Raw genomic sequence first — 16,375 nt, 5'->3', positions numbered from 1 at the left:
GGACAGTTTATCCCAGCGTAGAAACAATATATTCAAGCGATAAATAACGCTTAAAGCTGTTACTATATCTTCTTTCTATTTGTCTTTTTAAAATACAAAAAGTAAGATTTTATACAAAATAATTAAAAATTTATAAGACAATTAAGCAGACAGTTAAATAACCGAATTAGAAGACAGTTAAGACAGTTAAAGAATTAAAAATGAGACAGTTAAGACAGTTAAGACAGTTAAAGAACTAAAAATGAGACAGTTAAGACATTTAAAAAAAATTAACCAAAGAAGAGAATTTTTTTTTATTTTTAAAAGAGAATAATTTGTCAGTTAAAATAAATTTTATAATATTTATAACCCAAGGTAGATGCAAAATTTGATAAAGTAATATTCAAAGCGGCCTCTTAATGCAAAAGAGTGTTTCAAGGATAAGTAATTGAGAGCGATCGCATCTTCTTAGTGTTTACAGTTCGCTCATTTAATTTGCAGACTGATGAGTGCATTGGGAAATGCTTAGACGCCTAGCAGCTTGTTGTCAGACATGGCTTTTGGAATAAAAATCCGCGCCACCGTTAACAGAGATATTAGTTATTAAGCTTTGCAGGAAAAGCGGGATGATTTTGGAGGCTTTATAAGATGAGCCGAAAAGCCCATCCTTTGTATTTTCTGGCACTCCGGATGCCCGCTCTACAAGAATTATCTTTTGATTCAGCAACGCCAAAAATCTTTGTGGGCAGCAACAAGCATCTGTGCTTGCCTCAAAACGTTTCCGAATAAATAAATAGGAATCTGCCAAGCTGCAACGGTAACTTCTTTGACTATATCTTGTACGCTAATTGCTATTAATTCGTGTTCTGGCGACTCTCCTTCAATTGCACCAGACCAAGTAAAAGCTAATAAAAAATCATCGTCTCCAGGTAAGGATGCAATCAAGCATTCTTCTGGTGTTGGCTGGCAAATAATCCCATATTCATTTGCAAGGTCTACTAGTTTCTGAAATTTTTCTACGTTCGTCATTTGTCGTTTGGATGTAATTGAATCTCAGTTTTACAAGGAGTTATGTTTTTTATACCCAAAACTAAAATTAGTTCTTCTATATCATTAATTACGAATTATTAAGGATTTATTAGAGTTGGATCTGACTTAAGTTCAAAATCTTACAGCGATCGCCAGCTTCTATCAGCAACAATTGTTACTGTTTTCAAAAAGTTGGAATACCTACTTTTTTGGGTTGCCGTATTTAGATGCATCTCCTTATTGATGCGCTAGGATCGCTCGGTTTGACGGAGTGCATTAAGAAGTGCGATCGCTTTTGGAGGAATAGCTGTAAATCGAATTAGAAAAAGGTGGTTGTCAACATCAGTTTGTTTAATTACCTTAGCATAAATATATTCTTCTTCTGTAGCTAGTTCTGGTTCAATTAATAACTTGAGTTTAAGATTACTTAAGGGTTCTAAAGACTGTAAAGATTGGAGTTGTGCTGCTTTTTCTGAGAGCCAAACTAAAGCTCCTAAAAATATTGTTCCACCCGCTTGCTTTCCCTGTAAAATGCTGTATTCTACAGGTAATTCTTGATTTAAGCTGACCATTTTTTCATCATCTTCCGGCAAAAACAAGTTATGTTGACCGCCAATACCACGAATATCAAAAATTTTTACTGGGTCTTTTATACCTTTAGGTTTTATTTCTAAATCTCCAGCAATTTTAAGATCAATATTGGCATCTTTAGAGGTATTTTCCGAAATCAAAATCTGCCCGCCTACTGTATAAGTTTCAATTCGGGCTGCTAAATTGACATGGCTGCCGATAACTGTGTATTGGGCGCGTTTTTGAGAACCAATATTTCCCGCCACAACTTCGCCTGTATTAATTCCAATTCCCATTTCGAGGATTGGTAAATTCATTTGTTGATTTTGTTCGTTTACTTTATGCATTGCCAATTGCATAGCAATAGCACAGGCGATCGCTCTTTGAGAATCATCTTTACGGCTAATTGGCGCACCAAAAATTACAAATATGCCATCGCCCATAAATTCATTAATCGTACCTTTATACTGATTAATTACATCCGTCATTGCTCCTAGATAAAGATTGAGAATTCTGACTACTTCCTCAGGAGATAATTGTTCAGAAATAGCCGAGAATCCTCTTAAATCAGATACGAGAACTGTCACTTTTCTGCGTTCTCCTCCTAACTTTAACCCAGAAGGAGTTTCTAAGATATTGGCGACGATTTCATCAGTGAGATAACGACCGAGAGTTTTTCGCATCTGAGCCGAACCTTGGGCGATATACTGAGTAAGTGCGATGGTAGAACCTGCTAATGCCAATAGTGAAGGAACAACGGGAATCCACCAACTACTTAGAAATGCCAAAAAGCTACCGCCAAGTAAACAAAAAGCCGCCAGACCCACAGCTAGAAAAATCTTTTGGTTATTGCTGTGACGTTGTACCCAACACAAAATTGCACCGATAGCTGACCAACTAAAAATCAATAGCCATTCTATTGGTTCGGGTAAAGTCTTAATCTCTGGACGACCATCCAAAGCCGCACTCAAAATTTGACTAATTAAATTAGCATGAATTGTAATACCTGCCATACGTTCTGGCTCAGTAAGTACATTACTGCTATAAGGTGTATAGAATAGATCTTTCAAACTTTCAGCTGTGGCTCCAATTAATACTACCTTACCGCGCATTAAGTCTTTTGGGATGCGTTTGTTTTGTAAATCTCTCAGAGAAATTTTGAGAAATTGTTGTATCCTGCCTCGATAATTTAAAAGTACTTGATAGCTTCCTGCATCCGCTCGCACATAGCCCCCATCATTTGCTTCAAAAATAGGGAAAACACCGCGATTTAACTGCAAAAAATTAGAGTTAGTTGCTGCTGATTTAGGAGTAATTCCTTCAGGTTTTAAGTACAATAAAGCTAATTTTAAAGCAAAACTTTCTAGAACTTCATCATTCTCTAAATTCAGGTAAAGCAAACCTCGACGAATTTTTCCATCCCCATCTAAAGGTAAATCGTTTGCTCCAATTTGATGGCGTTGCTTGAGAACTGGAGAGGCATCAACTGAAGAACTATCAAAACTATCAGAAATTTTTTGTACGCCAATCAAATTAGGTGTAGATTCAAACACTTTAACTAAAGCTTGATGCCCAGGATTTACAGGTAAATCCCGATAAATATCTAAGCCGATCGCTCTAGGTTGCTGCTTTTTAATATCTTCTAATACACTAGCAAGCGCCGTATCTGTCATTGGCCACTGTCCTTGCTTGCGGACATCTGCTTCATTAATTTCAACTATTACAATACGAGTATCAACTGGTTCTCGTGGGCGGAGGAGAAAAAATTGATCTAGTGCAGCCAATTCTAATAATTGCAATAATCCAGTTAACCGTAATCCAATCACTAGAATTGTAATATTTGGAACTGTAAATAAAACACCGCGCCATTGCCAAATTCGCGGCTTCAGGTTTTTCCACATAACATTAAATAGGGAGTAGATAGACGCGATTATACTCTTACGAGAAGCCGCTCTTCGAGTTGTCTACGCGTCTGTATAAAGTGGGGAAATGAGAGAAGTGTGGGGAGTGTGGAGAGATTACAACAAAGCTTCCCATACCTCCAATGTCCATGCCCAATCCCCCATATTTAAATCAATGGACTTGAAGCGATCGCGCTTAAATCAACTGATTTAAAAAATTGTCTCCAATCCATCCTCACTTTTAAATTATTCGGCTCAGTCCGGCGTAGCTGTACTAAAGTAGCCAAGGCTTCATGCCAAATTCCGGCTTCTGCATAGATGGTGGGCAATTTCCGCAAATCTGCTTTTCTTAACGCCTCAGATAATGCTAATTCCGGTTTAGTTCGCTCCACCCAACCATCTACAATTGGATTTTCACTGGAGTCTTCAGCATTACAAACAATTGTCAGATACCAGTGATAAGTTTTATTTACTGCCAATGCTGGGGCGGTGTCAGGAAGTGTAAAGCTAAAAATTCCAGATTTATTAGGAAGCGTAAAAGACGTTTCATACAATAGTGTCTGGTCATTATCAGCAAAAAGCAAAAACTTGGCTGTTTTGACTGAAGATTCAGGTATATGCCAGAAAAATGTTGGACGTTGATTAAGTGTCAGTCCTAATTTATTTTGAGGAATTAATGGAGTTACAAGTTTTTTGCCTGTCAGACAAGAGCCACCACGAGTTGAACCACCACTACTCACAGGAGGCGCTCCCCGCTTCGGCGGCTTAAATGTTTGACTAATTTCCCAAGTTTTGTTTGGTTGGTATAACTGAGCTTGTGCTTGTAGTGTAAAAGTATGAGCAAAATTCAAAAATAAAGGTAAGGAAAAGACTAGAAAATATTGAGATGACTTAATCAATTTCATAATTTATCTCAAAATGGCTTGGTTCTAGATTGGATAGCTCAAATTGCCAACAATCAGTTGACTAAATCAAGTATTCCCAAAAGCAGACTGAGATTTCACATTCAACTACAATCAACTACAAATTCTCAATAGTACGAAGCTTCATCGGCCGAGATCCCAGGCTTCTCCAACAAGTCGGCAATTTAAAGCTAGTACGCTACAGTATGTAGTTTTATGTAAATCCTTTAAGCACATCTTTAAACGGAAATTATATCAGTAAAAGTCGACTAAAAATTTTCCAAAAAAAATATCTTAGCTTTGAGCAATTATTTGATTAGTAAAATAAATTTTCGGAGATTTTTACCCATAATTAAACTTCGCTTAAACTTAGGATTTTAATATATGATTGTTTGAAGTATTGAAAAATTTGTTTTTCAAATTGAATAATCAAAATTTTATTGCGATCGCTCTAATTAGCGGTTGCGAGCTATTGCTTGTAAAAGTAGAAAAAAATGTATTAATTAACAAGAAATTAATTAATACAAAGAATTTCAAAAACTGTGAAGTAGACATACTAGTTCAGGTAGCCAGGGATTAAACCCGTTTTACTTCTCAACTTTTAATTTTAGATTCTGCTGTAGTCACCAGCGTGTATTGCTTGCATAAGTTTATCGTGAGGAGAGCAAAAGATGAAATTGGTTCCAAAATTAGTGCTTGCTGCTGCTAGCTTGGCTATAGGTTTTGTAACTCTAGATGCAAAATCTGTGTCTGCTGCAATTATTAATTATGCTTTCAGTGTTGATAGCCCCACCACTAAAGGAAATGGGTTTTTTAGCTTTGATGATTCAAGTTTAAGCGAAGAAAATTCCGTAGCGATCGCCAAGTCTCTTTCTTTCCAATTTGAAGGCGATTCTACAGTTTACACGGAACAGGATGATATCAACTATCCAGACTTTCCCCTTGTATATTCAACAGCGTTTTCCACAGGAAAACCATCTTTAGGTTTAGATTATACATTCGACAACAAAACGAATTATGCCAATTCACTGCGCTACGAAATTATTGGTGAGGATTTTACAATTTTCTCTCCAACTGATTCCGATGTCGAACTAATTTCAGGTACAGTTTCTTATACAAGAGTACCTGAACCTACGGCTTTAGCTGGCGTTTTCTTAGCTTGTGGTCTTGGGTTGATGACGAAGAAAAAATTAATTTCGATCAAAAAAGTTAAAGCTTAATCTTTGATTTTCATTAATCATTGGTCATTAGTCATTAGTCATTAGCCATTGGTTATTAGTTATTAGGCAAATGACGAAGTAAAAATGACAAACCATACTAGTTAACCAGGAGTAAAAAATGGTAGATTTTCATAATATTGAAAAGCTCTTGCAGAGTCGAATCAAACGACGTAACTTAATTATTGGGGCAGGAGCATTGAGTGGTTTGGCGATCGCTAACCAATTTTCTCATCAAACAGCGAGTGCCAAAACCAGATTTTCTAATTATCCCTTTACTTTGGGTGTAGCATCGGGCGATCCCGATGCCACCAGCGTCGTGATTTGGACTCGTCTGGCTCCCGAACCCTTGAACGGCGGCGGAATGCCACCAGTGAATGTACCAATTCGCTGGGAAGTGTCTACTGATGAACAGATGAAGCGCATTGTCTCCAGAGGTACGGTACTGGCAACCCCAGAACTGGCTCACTCAGTGCGAGTTGTGGTACAAGGACTGCAATCTGATACTTGGTATTGGTATCGCTTTATTGTCGGTCAAGACTCTAGCCCCATTGGTCGCACTCGTACTGCACCTTTAGCGAATGGCTACTTGAATAAGTTGAACTTTGCCCTTGTCTCCTGCCAAAACTATCAGCAGGGATTCTATACCGCTTATAAATATCTCGCACAAGATGACCTCGATTTAGTAGTCCATGTTGGCGATTACATCTATGAAGGCGGAATCTCAACCACTACTCCCAGACAACACAATAGTTCAGAAATTTTCACTTTAGAAGATTACCGCAACCGTCACGCCCTCTATAAAATCGATACCAACCTGCAAGCAGCCCACGCAGCGTTTCCGTGGATTGTTACCTGGGATGACCACGAGGTAGAAAATAACTACGCCAACGACATCTCAGAAATTGATAGCGAACCAGACCAAAACCCAGCAATTTTCCTCCAACGACGGGCTATTGCTTATCAGGTTTACTACGAACACATGCCGTTGCGTCCGTTACAACGTCCTGTCGGCCCCAATATGCAACTTTATCGCCGACTGAACTTTGGTAAGTTAGCAACCTTCCACGTGTTAGATACTCGCCAATATCGCACCGACCAGCCTTGTGATGATGGTACTAAACCGCGTCCTTGTGGACTAGAACCGAATGGAACCATTACTGGTAAAGCACAGGAGGATTGGCTATATGATGGCTTAGATAAATCACAGGCTAAGTGGAACGTTTTAGCTCAGCAAGTTATAGTTGCTCAGATAGATAGAACAGAAGGGCCAGGCGAAACCTATAGTATGGATAAGTGGGATGGTTATGTAGCTTCCCGCGATCGCCTTTTGAATTTCTTAGAACAGCGTAAACCATCTAATCCAGTAGTTTTAACAGGCGATGTCCATAACCACTGGGCAATAGATTTAAAGGCTGACTTTAATAACCCACAATCTGCTACGGTGGGGAGTGAATTCGTCTGTACTTCAATATCCTCCGGTGGAAATGGCTCAGACACTATCCCCGGTTACATCGCAGAAAACCCACAGGTTAAGTTTTACAACAATAGACGGGGGTATGTTCGCTGTAATGTGACTCCCACAACCTGGAAGGCAGATTATCTTGCGCTGTCAGAGGTGGAAACTCCATTTGGCACCATTAGCAAAAAGGCTTCATTTGTAGTTACAGACGGTAATCCAGAAATACAACCAGCCTAATTTTTTAATTCTTAGGTATACCATTTCACAAAATATCTGATGGTAGGGGCGTACAGCTGTACGTCCCTACAACTTAATCTATCAAGCTTGCTGGATACTATTGTGATGGGATCAACAAAATAGGTGCAAAAAGTCTTTTAAATCATTCAAAACAGGATGCCCAAAATCCCAAATCTTTGTTTTGTGAGTCATTACATAATCAAAGTTCTTCATGCTACATTTACGCTCTGCTTGATTTTTTTCCTTTTTTGAGCAAGTATCAAATCTGATGTACATATCAACCCAAAATTTATCAAATTCCTTAACGGTTATTTGTTGACCACTCTTTTGCAAACAGTTTTTCCAACTCTCTAAACAATCAGCATAAACAGAACTTTCCTTTTTAATAAGTTTTAGGACTGTTTCAAGTTCCCCTTGTCCACCAACGTTGGTAAAGTAGCAAGCCAGCTTGATATTTATATCTTCAACAGTTAAAGTTACGAATTCTTTAACTGTTGTAAGTAATGACGCTTCAGTAAAAGCTTCTTGAACACATTCATTAATAAAGCTAATTCTCTGCTCTTTTGGAAAATTATCAATATCAATAATGATACCTACTCTTTCAATCCCCCCCTTCTGTATATCAGCTTTTAAATCTTTGAGAGCATCTGTTAACTTTTTTTTATCTAGTCCTTCCATTAACCTATAATCTTCATCTGAAATTATAGGGGGTGCAACTTGTATATTTTGTTGGAGATCACGAATAACTGCCTGAAGGAAACATTTATCATTTTTGCTTTCCACAATCAAAATATTACTACTCACCTCTCACCTCTTTGTTGTGGCTGATCCCATAATCCAAAGTATCCAAATCTCGCCTTATAGCAACTATCCTGTTGGTTTTAATCTGTCTTGTTAGTTCAAAATGAGCAGCTGTATTTTGATATTCTGAGCCAGCTTTAATAAAAGCCTCAGTCATTTCTAGACTATGGGTTGTGGCAAATATTTGCACATTTAAATCATTAGCCAACTTGTAAAGAATAGTCCAAAAATAGACTTGACTAGAGTGATGAATCCCATTTTCAATTTCATCAATCAGCAAAATACTATTCTCATTATTCACAAGCCTTAAGATAATATCAGCGATGCGATTAATTGCATCACCAAATAAGGACAAGGGTAACCTACTTTCTCCCTCTCTTTTAAGATAAACAGTTGGTTCGCCAATACTAAAGCTTTCCACCTCTACAATCGAAGAATCAATAGCCTGAAAAGCTCTTAGAACTTCATGGTTTTTCTCGTTTAACCGAGCCTTATCAAACTCCATTGCTAACTCTCTACTAGAAACTCTTAAGAATGAAGGTATGAAAAAAGCATTTTTAATGTCAGGAATTTTTATATCTCTTGCTAGCAATCCCTTTGTGCTTGAAATAATTAAAGTTTCAAAAGTTTCTCCGTGATTAATCCTTGTTTTAAGGTGCATTACAGATTGCACTGACTCACTCCCAGAAAAAAGGCTTATAATATTCTCTTGTATCTCATTATCACTATTTTGCTCATCAATTTCATCTGAAAAATCTTTTATAGATTCATCAACGTATATCTCAACTATTTTTGAAGATTCATTCTCTAATTTAGCCTCAATTACAATTTCATTACTTTTATTTTGACGAAAGAAAAAATTATTCCAGGTTCTTTCAGGTAAAGATTTACTAAAACTTAACTGTTCTCGTCTTACATGTCGGAGAAAAATAATTGTCTCTGGACGTGGAGCAGTATTTATAAATAATGCCTCCAATAATGCAGTTTTTCCCACATTATTTTTTCCACTAATTAAATTTATTTTTTCAAACCCAGATACTTTCAAATCATTAAAACATCTAAAATTTTTTATTTTAATATTTTTAATCACTATAATCTCCACCTTTAAATAGTTTAATTTTATTTTACCTAAAAAACATAAAATTTATCTTCAATTCATACATGAGTAGCTCAAATAGTTAGCTTACGCTAATAATACCACCTATAATGCTCGGACTGCTTAATAGTATTGCTTCCATACATAACATAGGCAATCATAGAATATATAGCACGATTGTAAAGAAAATTAATATCCTACCAAACTTACATAGGAACGAGTCTACATAATCTTTGTAGCAAATTAATTTCTCAAATGAGCTAGCCTAGTGTTTTTTACTTGCTTTTGGGAATCCTAAATCTTAGGAAGCTAGAAAAACCAGATGTATATGACTAAATTTCAAATATCTAACTCAATACAATGGCAAATTTTCCCATTTGTAGCAAGTCGTAGTATTGTTCTTTTTACCAGCATTTTGTTATTTACAGAATCAAATATTGCGATTGCTAAAGAATACCCGATAAACATTGCACAGAAAACAAAAACCAACGATGCAATTAGCGCTGCTGCTGATGCAGCATATAAAGAGGGAAAGAAGCTATACGAGCAAGGAACAGGAGAATCTTTGTTAAAGGCGATCGCTAAATTTGAAGAAGCACTTCCACTGTATCAGAAAATAGGCGATCGTTCGTCAGAAGCTTTTACCGTCGGTCATCTGGGCAAAATTTACTCAGATTTAGGACAACAACAAAAAGCACTCTTTTATTTGAATCAAGCCCTATTACTTCGACGCGAAATAGGAGATAAAAAAGGACAAACTATTACCCTCAACAACATTGGTAACCTCTACTCAGATATAGGAGAATTGCAAAAAGCCCTCGATTTTTTTCACCAAGCTTTGTTACTCAAGCGAGAGATGGGAGATAAAGTAGGAGAAGCCCGTACTATCAACAACATTGGTAATGTCTACTTAAACTTAGGAGAAGAGCAAAAAGCACTAGATTATTTTCAACAATCCCTTACCCTCAGGCGTGAAGTGGGAGATAAATTAGGGCAAGCCCGTACTATTAATAATATTGGCTTGATTTACTTACATTTAGGACAACAGCAAAAAGCATTAGATTATTTTAACGAATCTTTGGCTTTAAATCAACAAATGGGAGACAAGTTAGCAGAATCTACTTCATTTAACAATATTGCTACAATTTACTCAGATTTACAACAACAAGAAAAAGCGCTAGATTATTTTCATAAATCTTTGATTATCAGCAAAAATTTAGGAGATAAATTAAGTGAAGCTCGCACCTTAAATAACATTGGTAATCTCTACTTGAAGATAGGAGAAGAACAAAAAGCACTAGATTATTTACAGCAATCTTTACCTCTCTTTAAATCTACAGAAAATAAATTAGGTTTAGCAGCTAACCTCATCAATATTGGCTTAATATACTCAGATTTGGGAGAACAACCAAAGGCGCTGGATTATTACCAGCAATCTCTGTCTTTATACCAAAAAGTAGGAAATAGAGGAGGAGAAGCTCTGACTTTTTATAACATGGCTTCTGCTCAACGCAAACAGGGAAATCTTAACGCTGCCTTGAATCAAATCAAAATAGTTATCAACATTGTTGAAGACCTACGTACCAAAATTAACTCTCAGGAACTCCGCGCTTCCTATTTTGCTACCGTACAGAACTATTATCAATTCTATATTGATTTGTTGATGCAACTGCACAAGCAGGAACCATCCAAAGGATATGATGCTCTGGCGCTGCAAACCAGCGAACGCGCTCGCGCCCGCAGTCTTTTGGAACTGCTGACAGAAGCTAAAGCTGATATTCGCCAAGGTGTGGAACCAAAATTACTTTCTCAAGAACGCGACTTACAAAAACAACTTGATGTTTTAGAAAAACGTCGGATACAGCTATTAGGTGGAAACTACACTCAAGCCCAAGTGGAAGATTTAGAAAAAGAAAATGAAGCTGTTTTAGAACAATATCAGCAAGTCCAGATAAAAATCCGTACCACGAGTCCACATTATGCAGCTTTAACTCAACCGCAACCTCTTTCACTTGCCCAAATTCAACAGCAAGTACTTGATGAGAACACCTTACTTTTAGAATACTCTTTAGGCGAAAACCGGAGTTATCTGTGGGCGGTTACTAATAAGAGTATCACCAGCTACGAACTACCCAAGCGTCCAGAGATTGAAGCGATCGTTAAAAAGTTACGTCAAGAAATTACTACCCCATATCTCAAACATAGCCCATCCATAGATGCTCTATCTAAAATCATACTTGCACCAGTAGCCCCGCAACTTGAAAATAAACGCTTAGTAGTTGTCAGCGATGGTGCTTTGCAATATGTACCGTTTGCCGCCTTGACTAAACCTAATTCCCAAAAAAATAGTAGCTATGAACCATTACTAATTAATCACGAAGTTATTACTTTACCTTCAGCTTCTACAGTGGCTATTCTCAGAAATGAACATAAAGAACGCAAACCAGCTGCCAAGACATTAATTGTGTTAGCAGATCCCATTTTTAGTATTGATGATGAACGTCTGCAAAGTAAAGTACAAGGGTCTCATCCAGCTGTAACAGAAGCTAATTTAAACACCCTCGCTTTAAATAGAGCTGCTAAAGACTCAGAAATTAATTTTGAGCGTTTAAAATTTACACGTCACGAAGCCGAGCAAATTCTCGCCCTTGTTCCAGCTAACAAAGCCAAGCCAGCTTTTGACTTTACCGCTAGCCGTAACACTGCAACTAGCAATGACTTGAGTCAATATCGCATCATTCATTTTGCTACTCATGGCATTCTCAATAGCAAACATCCAGAGTTATCAGGTATGGTGTTGTCACTATTTGACGACAAAGGAATGCCACAAAATGGGTTTTTGCGCTTGCACGATGTTTTTAATCTCAACCTCCAAGCAGAACTAGTAGTACTTAGTGCCTGTAAAACCGGACTGGGAGGGGAAGTTAGAGGAGAAGGATTGGTAGGATTAACTAGAGGGTTTATGTATGCAGGGAGTCCACGAGTTGTGGTAAGTCTGTGGAGTGTAGATGACCAGGCAACATCAGAATTGATGACAGTCTTTTATAAAAAGATGCTGCAAGAAGGATTAAAGCCTGCGGCAGCATTGCGAACAGCCCAACTCGAAATTTGGCGCACTCAAAAATATGCTGCACCTTATTATTGGGCAGCTTTTACTCTACAAGGTGAGTGGAAATGAGGGAATGGGGTATGGGTAAAAGGTGTGGGGAGTGTGTGAGGTGTGGGAGGGGTGGGAGGTGTGGGAGGAGAGGGAGGTGTGGGAAGAGAGGGGGGCATAAATTCTCTTTCTCCCCACACTCCCCACACTCCCCCATCCCCCCTCTCTCCCCACACTCCCCCATCTCCTCATGCCCCATGCCCAATGCCCTATGGAAATTTTTCCGGATGAGGCGAGATATAAGTGAATAATTACTTTACATTAAATATGCATAGCTAAAACTCATGGACTTACCCCAACGCGTATCAGTGCGCTACAAAGACGCGTCCTACAATACTAACGAAATCCGTTTGAGAACTTTTCGGCTTGGGTTGCAGATATGGGATGAACAAACTAAGCCAAGAAAAACAGAGCTTTATGAATTTATATTCTCTTGTTTGAAACAAGTCGATCGCCAAGATCGTTTTATGTTTTCTCTGCTGTTTATAGAATTAACAGACCTCATACGCAATTCTTCGCTGGAGAGAGGAACCAAGGAGGTTCTAATTAAGACAGCTTTTAGAGAGTTTGCTTATGCAATAACAGACTTTGAAAATCTTGCTAAATAGTATAAGTCATAGGGGCAGGGTGCGGATGGGAGAATCATAACTTCTCATTGAACAGTTAACTGTTAACATTCTTAACCACCCAATGCCCTTGATTTTGAGCAGTGGTTCTGGAATTTGAATTTCTTGTGTGTATTTAGATTTGGATAAAAGTTCAGTCTAGAACTCCAGTAAAACTTACGGACAGTAAATTCATGACACACCCCAACCCAGAATACAAAAACAATTTTCTTTACCCTCGTAGTCGGTATTATGGTAGGTTTCAGCCAGAGAATTTGGTGTTTAATGCCAACCTGCAAGAGTTTGCCCAAAAAATTACTTATATCACTTGTCTGCAAACAGGTGGAAAATTATCTACTGAAGAAGCTTACGAGCAAATTAAGGTGCTTTGGAAACAGCTGAAACATAGCAAAAAGGAACTAGCTATTGGTGTAAATAAAGAAATTTAAAGTTTTAAAAACTTATTTGATATTTTTTGATACATTTGATAAATAAAATTATCGAAAATTTTCCAAACTGTTAAAAAAATAAACAATTAATATTAGCATTAAGAGTTTTCGGATCGAGTTAATTAGTTTTTGGAAGCTAATTCAGGACTGGGTTTAATGTTGGGTGTGGTTTTCGCTGTTAGGAGCGATGCCTACGGCGGTAAACTACGCACTTTAGCATTCACCAAAACACCTCATTATAATCAAAATAGCGATGCCTGCGGCAGGATACGCAAATTTTTGGAAAAAAATCCGAAAAGCAACGAAATAAACTTGTAGTTGATGATGCGTAACTTTTTGCAATTCAGTAGGGTATCTTCTCCCAAACACTCTTTGTATTGCACATCATCAACAAGCGCCATCAACTTTTTTAAACAGGAGTTATGCTATGACGCCGCGACTGACTCAAGAGGAATTAGCACAAATAGTCACTGAAGTGGAAAGTCTGCAAACGCGTCGAGAAGCAGAATTAGACCAACAGCAGGTTAAAGAAATTTTACAGGAGATGAACTTACCCCCTGAGTTATTAGATGAAGCTATAGTTCAGTTGAATCGTCGTCAAGCACTCTCGGTGCAACAACGCCAAAATCGATGGATTACTTCTGGGGTGGTAGCATTCTTAGCAGTGGTGAGCGCATCGACAATATTTGTTATGCAGCAACAAAATTCTGCACTTGCTCGTGTTTCTGCTCAACAAGACCGCATTACTTTAGCGCAAAATAATAGTAGTAATTTAAACACAATTTCCCGCCAAAGCAATCCAGAAGTTTTTTATCGTGTCACCTTGAAGGATGCACCCTTGGGTAAAAAACTAGCTCTTTCTTGTAATTGGCTAGACCCAAACGGTCAAATTGTCAAGCAAAACAGCTATCAAACCCGCGGAATTAATACCTCTGTTTGGAATACTCAGTGTCGCCACACAATTAATTCAGATGCAACTGTTGGCAAATGGCAGGTGCAAATGTTTTTGGAAGGCCGCCAAATTAGCGATGAAACCTTTCAAGTGAACTAGTCCAATATGGGCGACATCCCACATAATTTTTTTGGGTATTGGGGTTACGGCGCTCAACATCAGTTGGAAGCGCTGTTAACTGGTGTTTTGGAAAACCTCTCTCCAAACCTCTCCCCTACTAGGGGAGAGGCTTTGAATTTTTCCTCTTTTCCGGGTAAGGAAAAATCGAATCACAGAGGGCACAGAGAGAATTATGATAGCGGTAATTTATTAGAAATAAGAATTTCAGAGACTTTTTGCCTCAATTGTCAGGAAAAAGATGATTTTCCTGTTTGGAATGTTGTTTATATAGGACTGGATAGAAATTATTCACTGTTAAAAAATCAAATTGCTGGTGTTTCGGCGTCAGGAATATTTACTTCGCCTGATGCTTGGGTAAGTTTAGAGGAAAATAATTGCCTGATTTTGGGCAGAGAACCTTTCGGAAAGATGCCTTTGTATTGGACTGTGCAAGGACAAGCAATCTGGTTTGCAACTCAACTAAAATTACTCTTACCGATTTTGCAACAGCCAGATGTTAGCGTTCCTGGTTTATACGGCTATAGCTGTTTTTCTTATGTTCCGACACCTTTAACTCCTGTGACTGGAGTGTTTGCAGTTCCGGCTGGGACTGAATTGATTTGGCGCAATCCCAATTTAAATATCCTTGAAACACCTAAATCTAAAAATATCAATTCTTGGCGACAAGCTCCAAAACAGCTAACAGATGAAGCTACAGCGATCGCACAATTGCAAGTCCTTCTGAAAAATTCCATTGAGCAACAAATTGCTGATTTAAGCGATGAACCTGTGGGAGTGTTTCTCTCTGGCGGACTTGATTCTTCTGTGGTGGCGGCGCTACTGGTGCAAGCAGGGGTGAAAGTCCGCGCTTACACTTTGGATTTTGGTCATGCAGGGATTCCAGAATATTCCTATGCTGAACAAGTCGCAGAATTTCTGAAAATTCCTTTAGTAAAAGTAGCAGCACAACCAAATCATATTAAAAATGCTTTAATTCCTACTGTGGAAGCATTGGATTTACCTTTTGGTGATGGCGCGTGCGTTCCGTTGTATCTGCTATCTCAAAGAGCTAGTCAAGAAACTCAGATAATTTTTAATGGAGAAGGTGGAGATCAATTATTTGCTGGTTGGACGAATAAACCTTTAATTGCCGCAGGTGTTTATCAGTCGGAAAATCCCGCTGGAGAGGAAACTTTTATCCAGCAATATCTCCGGACTTTTCATCGGCTTTGGGGCTACGAGTCTCAAGTTTATCAGCCAGAAATATATGCCGAGATCGAGAATTTGCATCCTGAAGATTGGTTGTTGGCGGCTCTAGATGCTACTGAGTGTCCATCTTTGCTACATCGTCTCCGGCGTGGTGGTTTGATGCTCAAAGGGGCGCAAAATATCCATCCTCGTGCTAGTGCTTTGGGGTTGGCTAATGGATTGTGGGTGCGATCGCCTTTTTGTAACCTAGATTTAGCACAGTGGACATTCGGTTTGTCTGGAGAACTTTGCTTAAAAGGAGCTTGTGAAAAATATATCCTCAAACGTGCTGTAGAAAATTGGCTGCCACACGAAATTGTTTGGCGACAAAAGCGTGGTATGGGAGTTCCTTTAACTTCTTGGTGTTTAAATGATTTTTGGCATCAAATTGGTGTTTGGCTAAATCCAGAAATACTGGGTGCTAACAATCATTTCAACCCTCACATCGCTACCCAAATAGTTGAAGGTAAATTCGGAGCAGCTATTCAAGGCCGTAGAATTGGTGAGATTCTCTGGTTATTGATTATGTGGCAACTTTGGCGATCGCACTTCTTAAATGAAAACTTCAGCAAACAATCTTGGAATCATCCGTTTTGGTTACCGCGTTGGCTATGGAAAAATTACCAAATAATTCGTAATTTATAAGGAGAAGGCATGAGGCAGAAGGGAAA

The 16,375-nt window shown here is 38.3% G+C and carries 13 protein-coding genes; 8 read left to right on the top strand and 5 right to left on the bottom strand.

The features are described from left to right. Positions 1-699: 699 nt before the first annotated feature. From NSTC745_RS19525 to NSTC745_RS19515, 3 genes are all read right to left on the bottom strand, one after another. The gene (locus NSTC745_RS19525) at positions 700-1,008 is read right to left on the bottom strand and encodes a hypothetical protein (RefSeq protein WP_445632406.1); all 309 of its coding nucleotides are present in this window, start codon (positions 1,006-1,008) and stop codon (positions 700-702) included. A gap of 248 nt (positions 1,009-1,256) precedes the next feature. After that, positions 1,257-3,479 carry a CHASE2 domain-containing protein gene (locus NSTC745_RS19520; protein WP_445632405.1) on the bottom strand — a complete coding sequence of 741 codons (2,223 nt, stop codon included), beginning with the start codon at positions 3,477-3,479 and terminating at the stop codon, positions 1,257-1,259. A 167-nt stretch (positions 3,480-3,646) separates the two neighbouring features. After that, the gene (locus NSTC745_RS19515; RefSeq protein WP_445632404.1) at positions 3,647-4,384 is read right to left on the bottom strand and encodes a DUF928 domain-containing protein; all 738 of its coding nucleotides are present in this window, start codon (positions 4,382-4,384) and stop codon (positions 3,647-3,649) included. Between the two features lie 668 nt (positions 4,385-5,052). On the opposite strand from NSTC745_RS19515, the gene NSTC745_RS19510 reads away from it, so the two are divergent. Both NSTC745_RS19510 and NSTC745_RS19505 read left to right on the top strand, forming a co-directional pair. Continuing rightward, the gene (locus tag NSTC745_RS19510; RefSeq protein ID WP_445632403.1) at positions 5,053-5,601 is read left to right on the top strand and encodes a PEP-CTERM sorting domain-containing protein; all 549 of its coding nucleotides are present in this window, start codon (positions 5,053-5,055) and stop codon (positions 5,599-5,601) included. A gap of 118 nt (positions 5,602-5,719) precedes the next feature. Then, positions 5,720-7,297: an alkaline phosphatase D family protein gene (locus NSTC745_RS19505; RefSeq protein ID WP_445632402.1), complete on the top strand. Its 1,578-nt coding sequence runs from the start codon at positions 5,720-5,722 to the stop codon at positions 7,295-7,297. 111 nt (positions 7,298-7,408) lie between these two features. On the opposite strand, the gene NSTC745_RS19500 is transcribed toward NSTC745_RS19505, so the two are convergent. Together NSTC745_RS19500 and NSTC745_RS19495 are read right to left on the bottom strand one after the other, a co-directional pair. Continuing rightward, positions 7,409-8,101 (bottom strand): DUF3226 domain-containing protein, encoded by a 693-nt coding sequence (locus NSTC745_RS19500; RefSeq protein WP_445632401.1) that lies wholly within the window; start codon positions 8,099-8,101, stop codon positions 7,409-7,411. Then, on the bottom strand, positions 8,094-9,188 hold the full coding sequence (locus NSTC745_RS19495; RefSeq protein WP_445632400.1) for an AAA family ATPase: 1,095 nt from the start codon (positions 9,186-9,188) through the stop codon (positions 8,094-8,096). Before NSTC745_RS19495 ends, NSTC745_RS19500 begins: the two co-directional genes overlap by 8 nt. A gap of 334 nt (positions 9,189-9,522) precedes the next feature. Between NSTC745_RS19495 and NSTC745_RS19490 the strand changes: the two genes are divergently transcribed. From NSTC745_RS19490 to NSTC745_RS19465, 6 genes are all read left to right on the top strand, one after another. Next, positions 9,523-12,372 (top strand): CHAT domain-containing protein, encoded by a 2,850-nt coding sequence (locus NSTC745_RS19490; protein WP_445632399.1) that lies wholly within the window; start codon positions 9,523-9,525, stop codon positions 12,370-12,372. 263 nt (positions 12,373-12,635) lie between these two features. Then, positions 12,636-12,959 carry a hypothetical protein gene (locus tag NSTC745_RS19485; protein ID WP_445632398.1) on the top strand — a complete coding sequence of 108 codons (324 nt, stop codon included), beginning with the start codon at positions 12,636-12,638 and terminating at the stop codon, positions 12,957-12,959. 191 nt (positions 12,960-13,150) lie between these two features. Further along, positions 13,151-13,405 (top strand): DUF7219 family protein, encoded by a 255-nt coding sequence (locus tag NSTC745_RS19480; RefSeq protein WP_445632397.1) that lies wholly within the window; start codon positions 13,151-13,153, stop codon positions 13,403-13,405. A 129-nt stretch (positions 13,406-13,534) separates the two neighbouring features. After that, positions 13,535-13,723, top strand: a complete 189-nt coding sequence (locus NSTC745_RS19475) for a hypothetical protein (protein ID WP_445632396.1) — start codon at positions 13,535-13,537, stop codon at positions 13,721-13,723. A gap of 109 nt (positions 13,724-13,832) precedes the next feature. Next, entirely contained in the window at positions 13,833-14,456 is a 624-nt protein-coding gene (locus NSTC745_RS19470; protein WP_445632395.1) for a DUF3859 domain-containing protein, read from the top strand. 6 nt (positions 14,457-14,462) lie between these two features. After that, positions 14,463-16,349 (top strand): asparagine synthetase B family protein, encoded by a 1,887-nt coding sequence (locus NSTC745_RS19465; RefSeq protein WP_445632394.1) that lies wholly within the window; start codon positions 14,463-14,465, stop codon positions 16,347-16,349. The last annotated feature ends 26 nt before the right edge of the window (positions 16,350-16,375 follow it).

This window comes from Nostoc sp. DSM 114161 (genome assembly GCF_052692665.1).
Note: the sequence above shows the minus strand (reverse complement) of the source record. Positions and strands in the feature narration are given on the sequence as shown.

Bases quoted from the DNA above. Each gene is read 5' to 3' on its own strand.
- NSTC745_RS19525 (WP_445632406.1), bottom strand. From the start codon at position 1,008: ATGACGAACGTAGAAAAATTTCAGAAACTAGTAGACCTTGCAAATGAA.
- NSTC745_RS19520 (WP_445632405.1), bottom strand. From the start codon at position 3,479: ATGTGGAAAAACCTGAAGCCGCGAATTTGGCAATGGCGCGGTGTTTTA.
- NSTC745_RS19515 (WP_445632404.1), bottom strand. From the start codon at position 4,384: ATGAAATTGATTAAGTCATCTCAATATTTTCTAGTCTTTTCCTTACCT.
- NSTC745_RS19510 (WP_445632403.1), top strand. From the start codon at position 5,053: ATGAAATTGGTTCCAAAATTAGTGCTTGCTGCTGCTAGCTTGGCTATA.
- NSTC745_RS19505 (WP_445632402.1), top strand. From the start codon at position 5,720: ATGGTAGATTTTCATAATATTGAAAAGCTCTTGCAGAGTCGAATCAAA.
- NSTC745_RS19490 (WP_445632399.1), top strand. From the start codon at position 9,523: ATGACTAAATTTCAAATATCTAACTCAATACAATGGCAAATTTTCCCA.
- NSTC745_RS19485 (WP_445632398.1), top strand. From the start codon at position 12,636: ATGGACTTACCCCAACGCGTATCAGTGCGCTACAAAGACGCGTCCTAC.
- NSTC745_RS19480 (WP_445632397.1), top strand. From the start codon at position 13,151: ATGACACACCCCAACCCAGAATACAAAAACAATTTTCTTTACCCTCGT.
- NSTC745_RS19470 (WP_445632395.1), top strand. From the start codon at position 13,833: ATGACGCCGCGACTGACTCAAGAGGAATTAGCACAAATAGTCACTGAA.
- NSTC745_RS19465 (WP_445632394.1), top strand. From the start codon at position 14,463: ATGGGCGACATCCCACATAATTTTTTTGGGTATTGGGGTTACGGCGCT.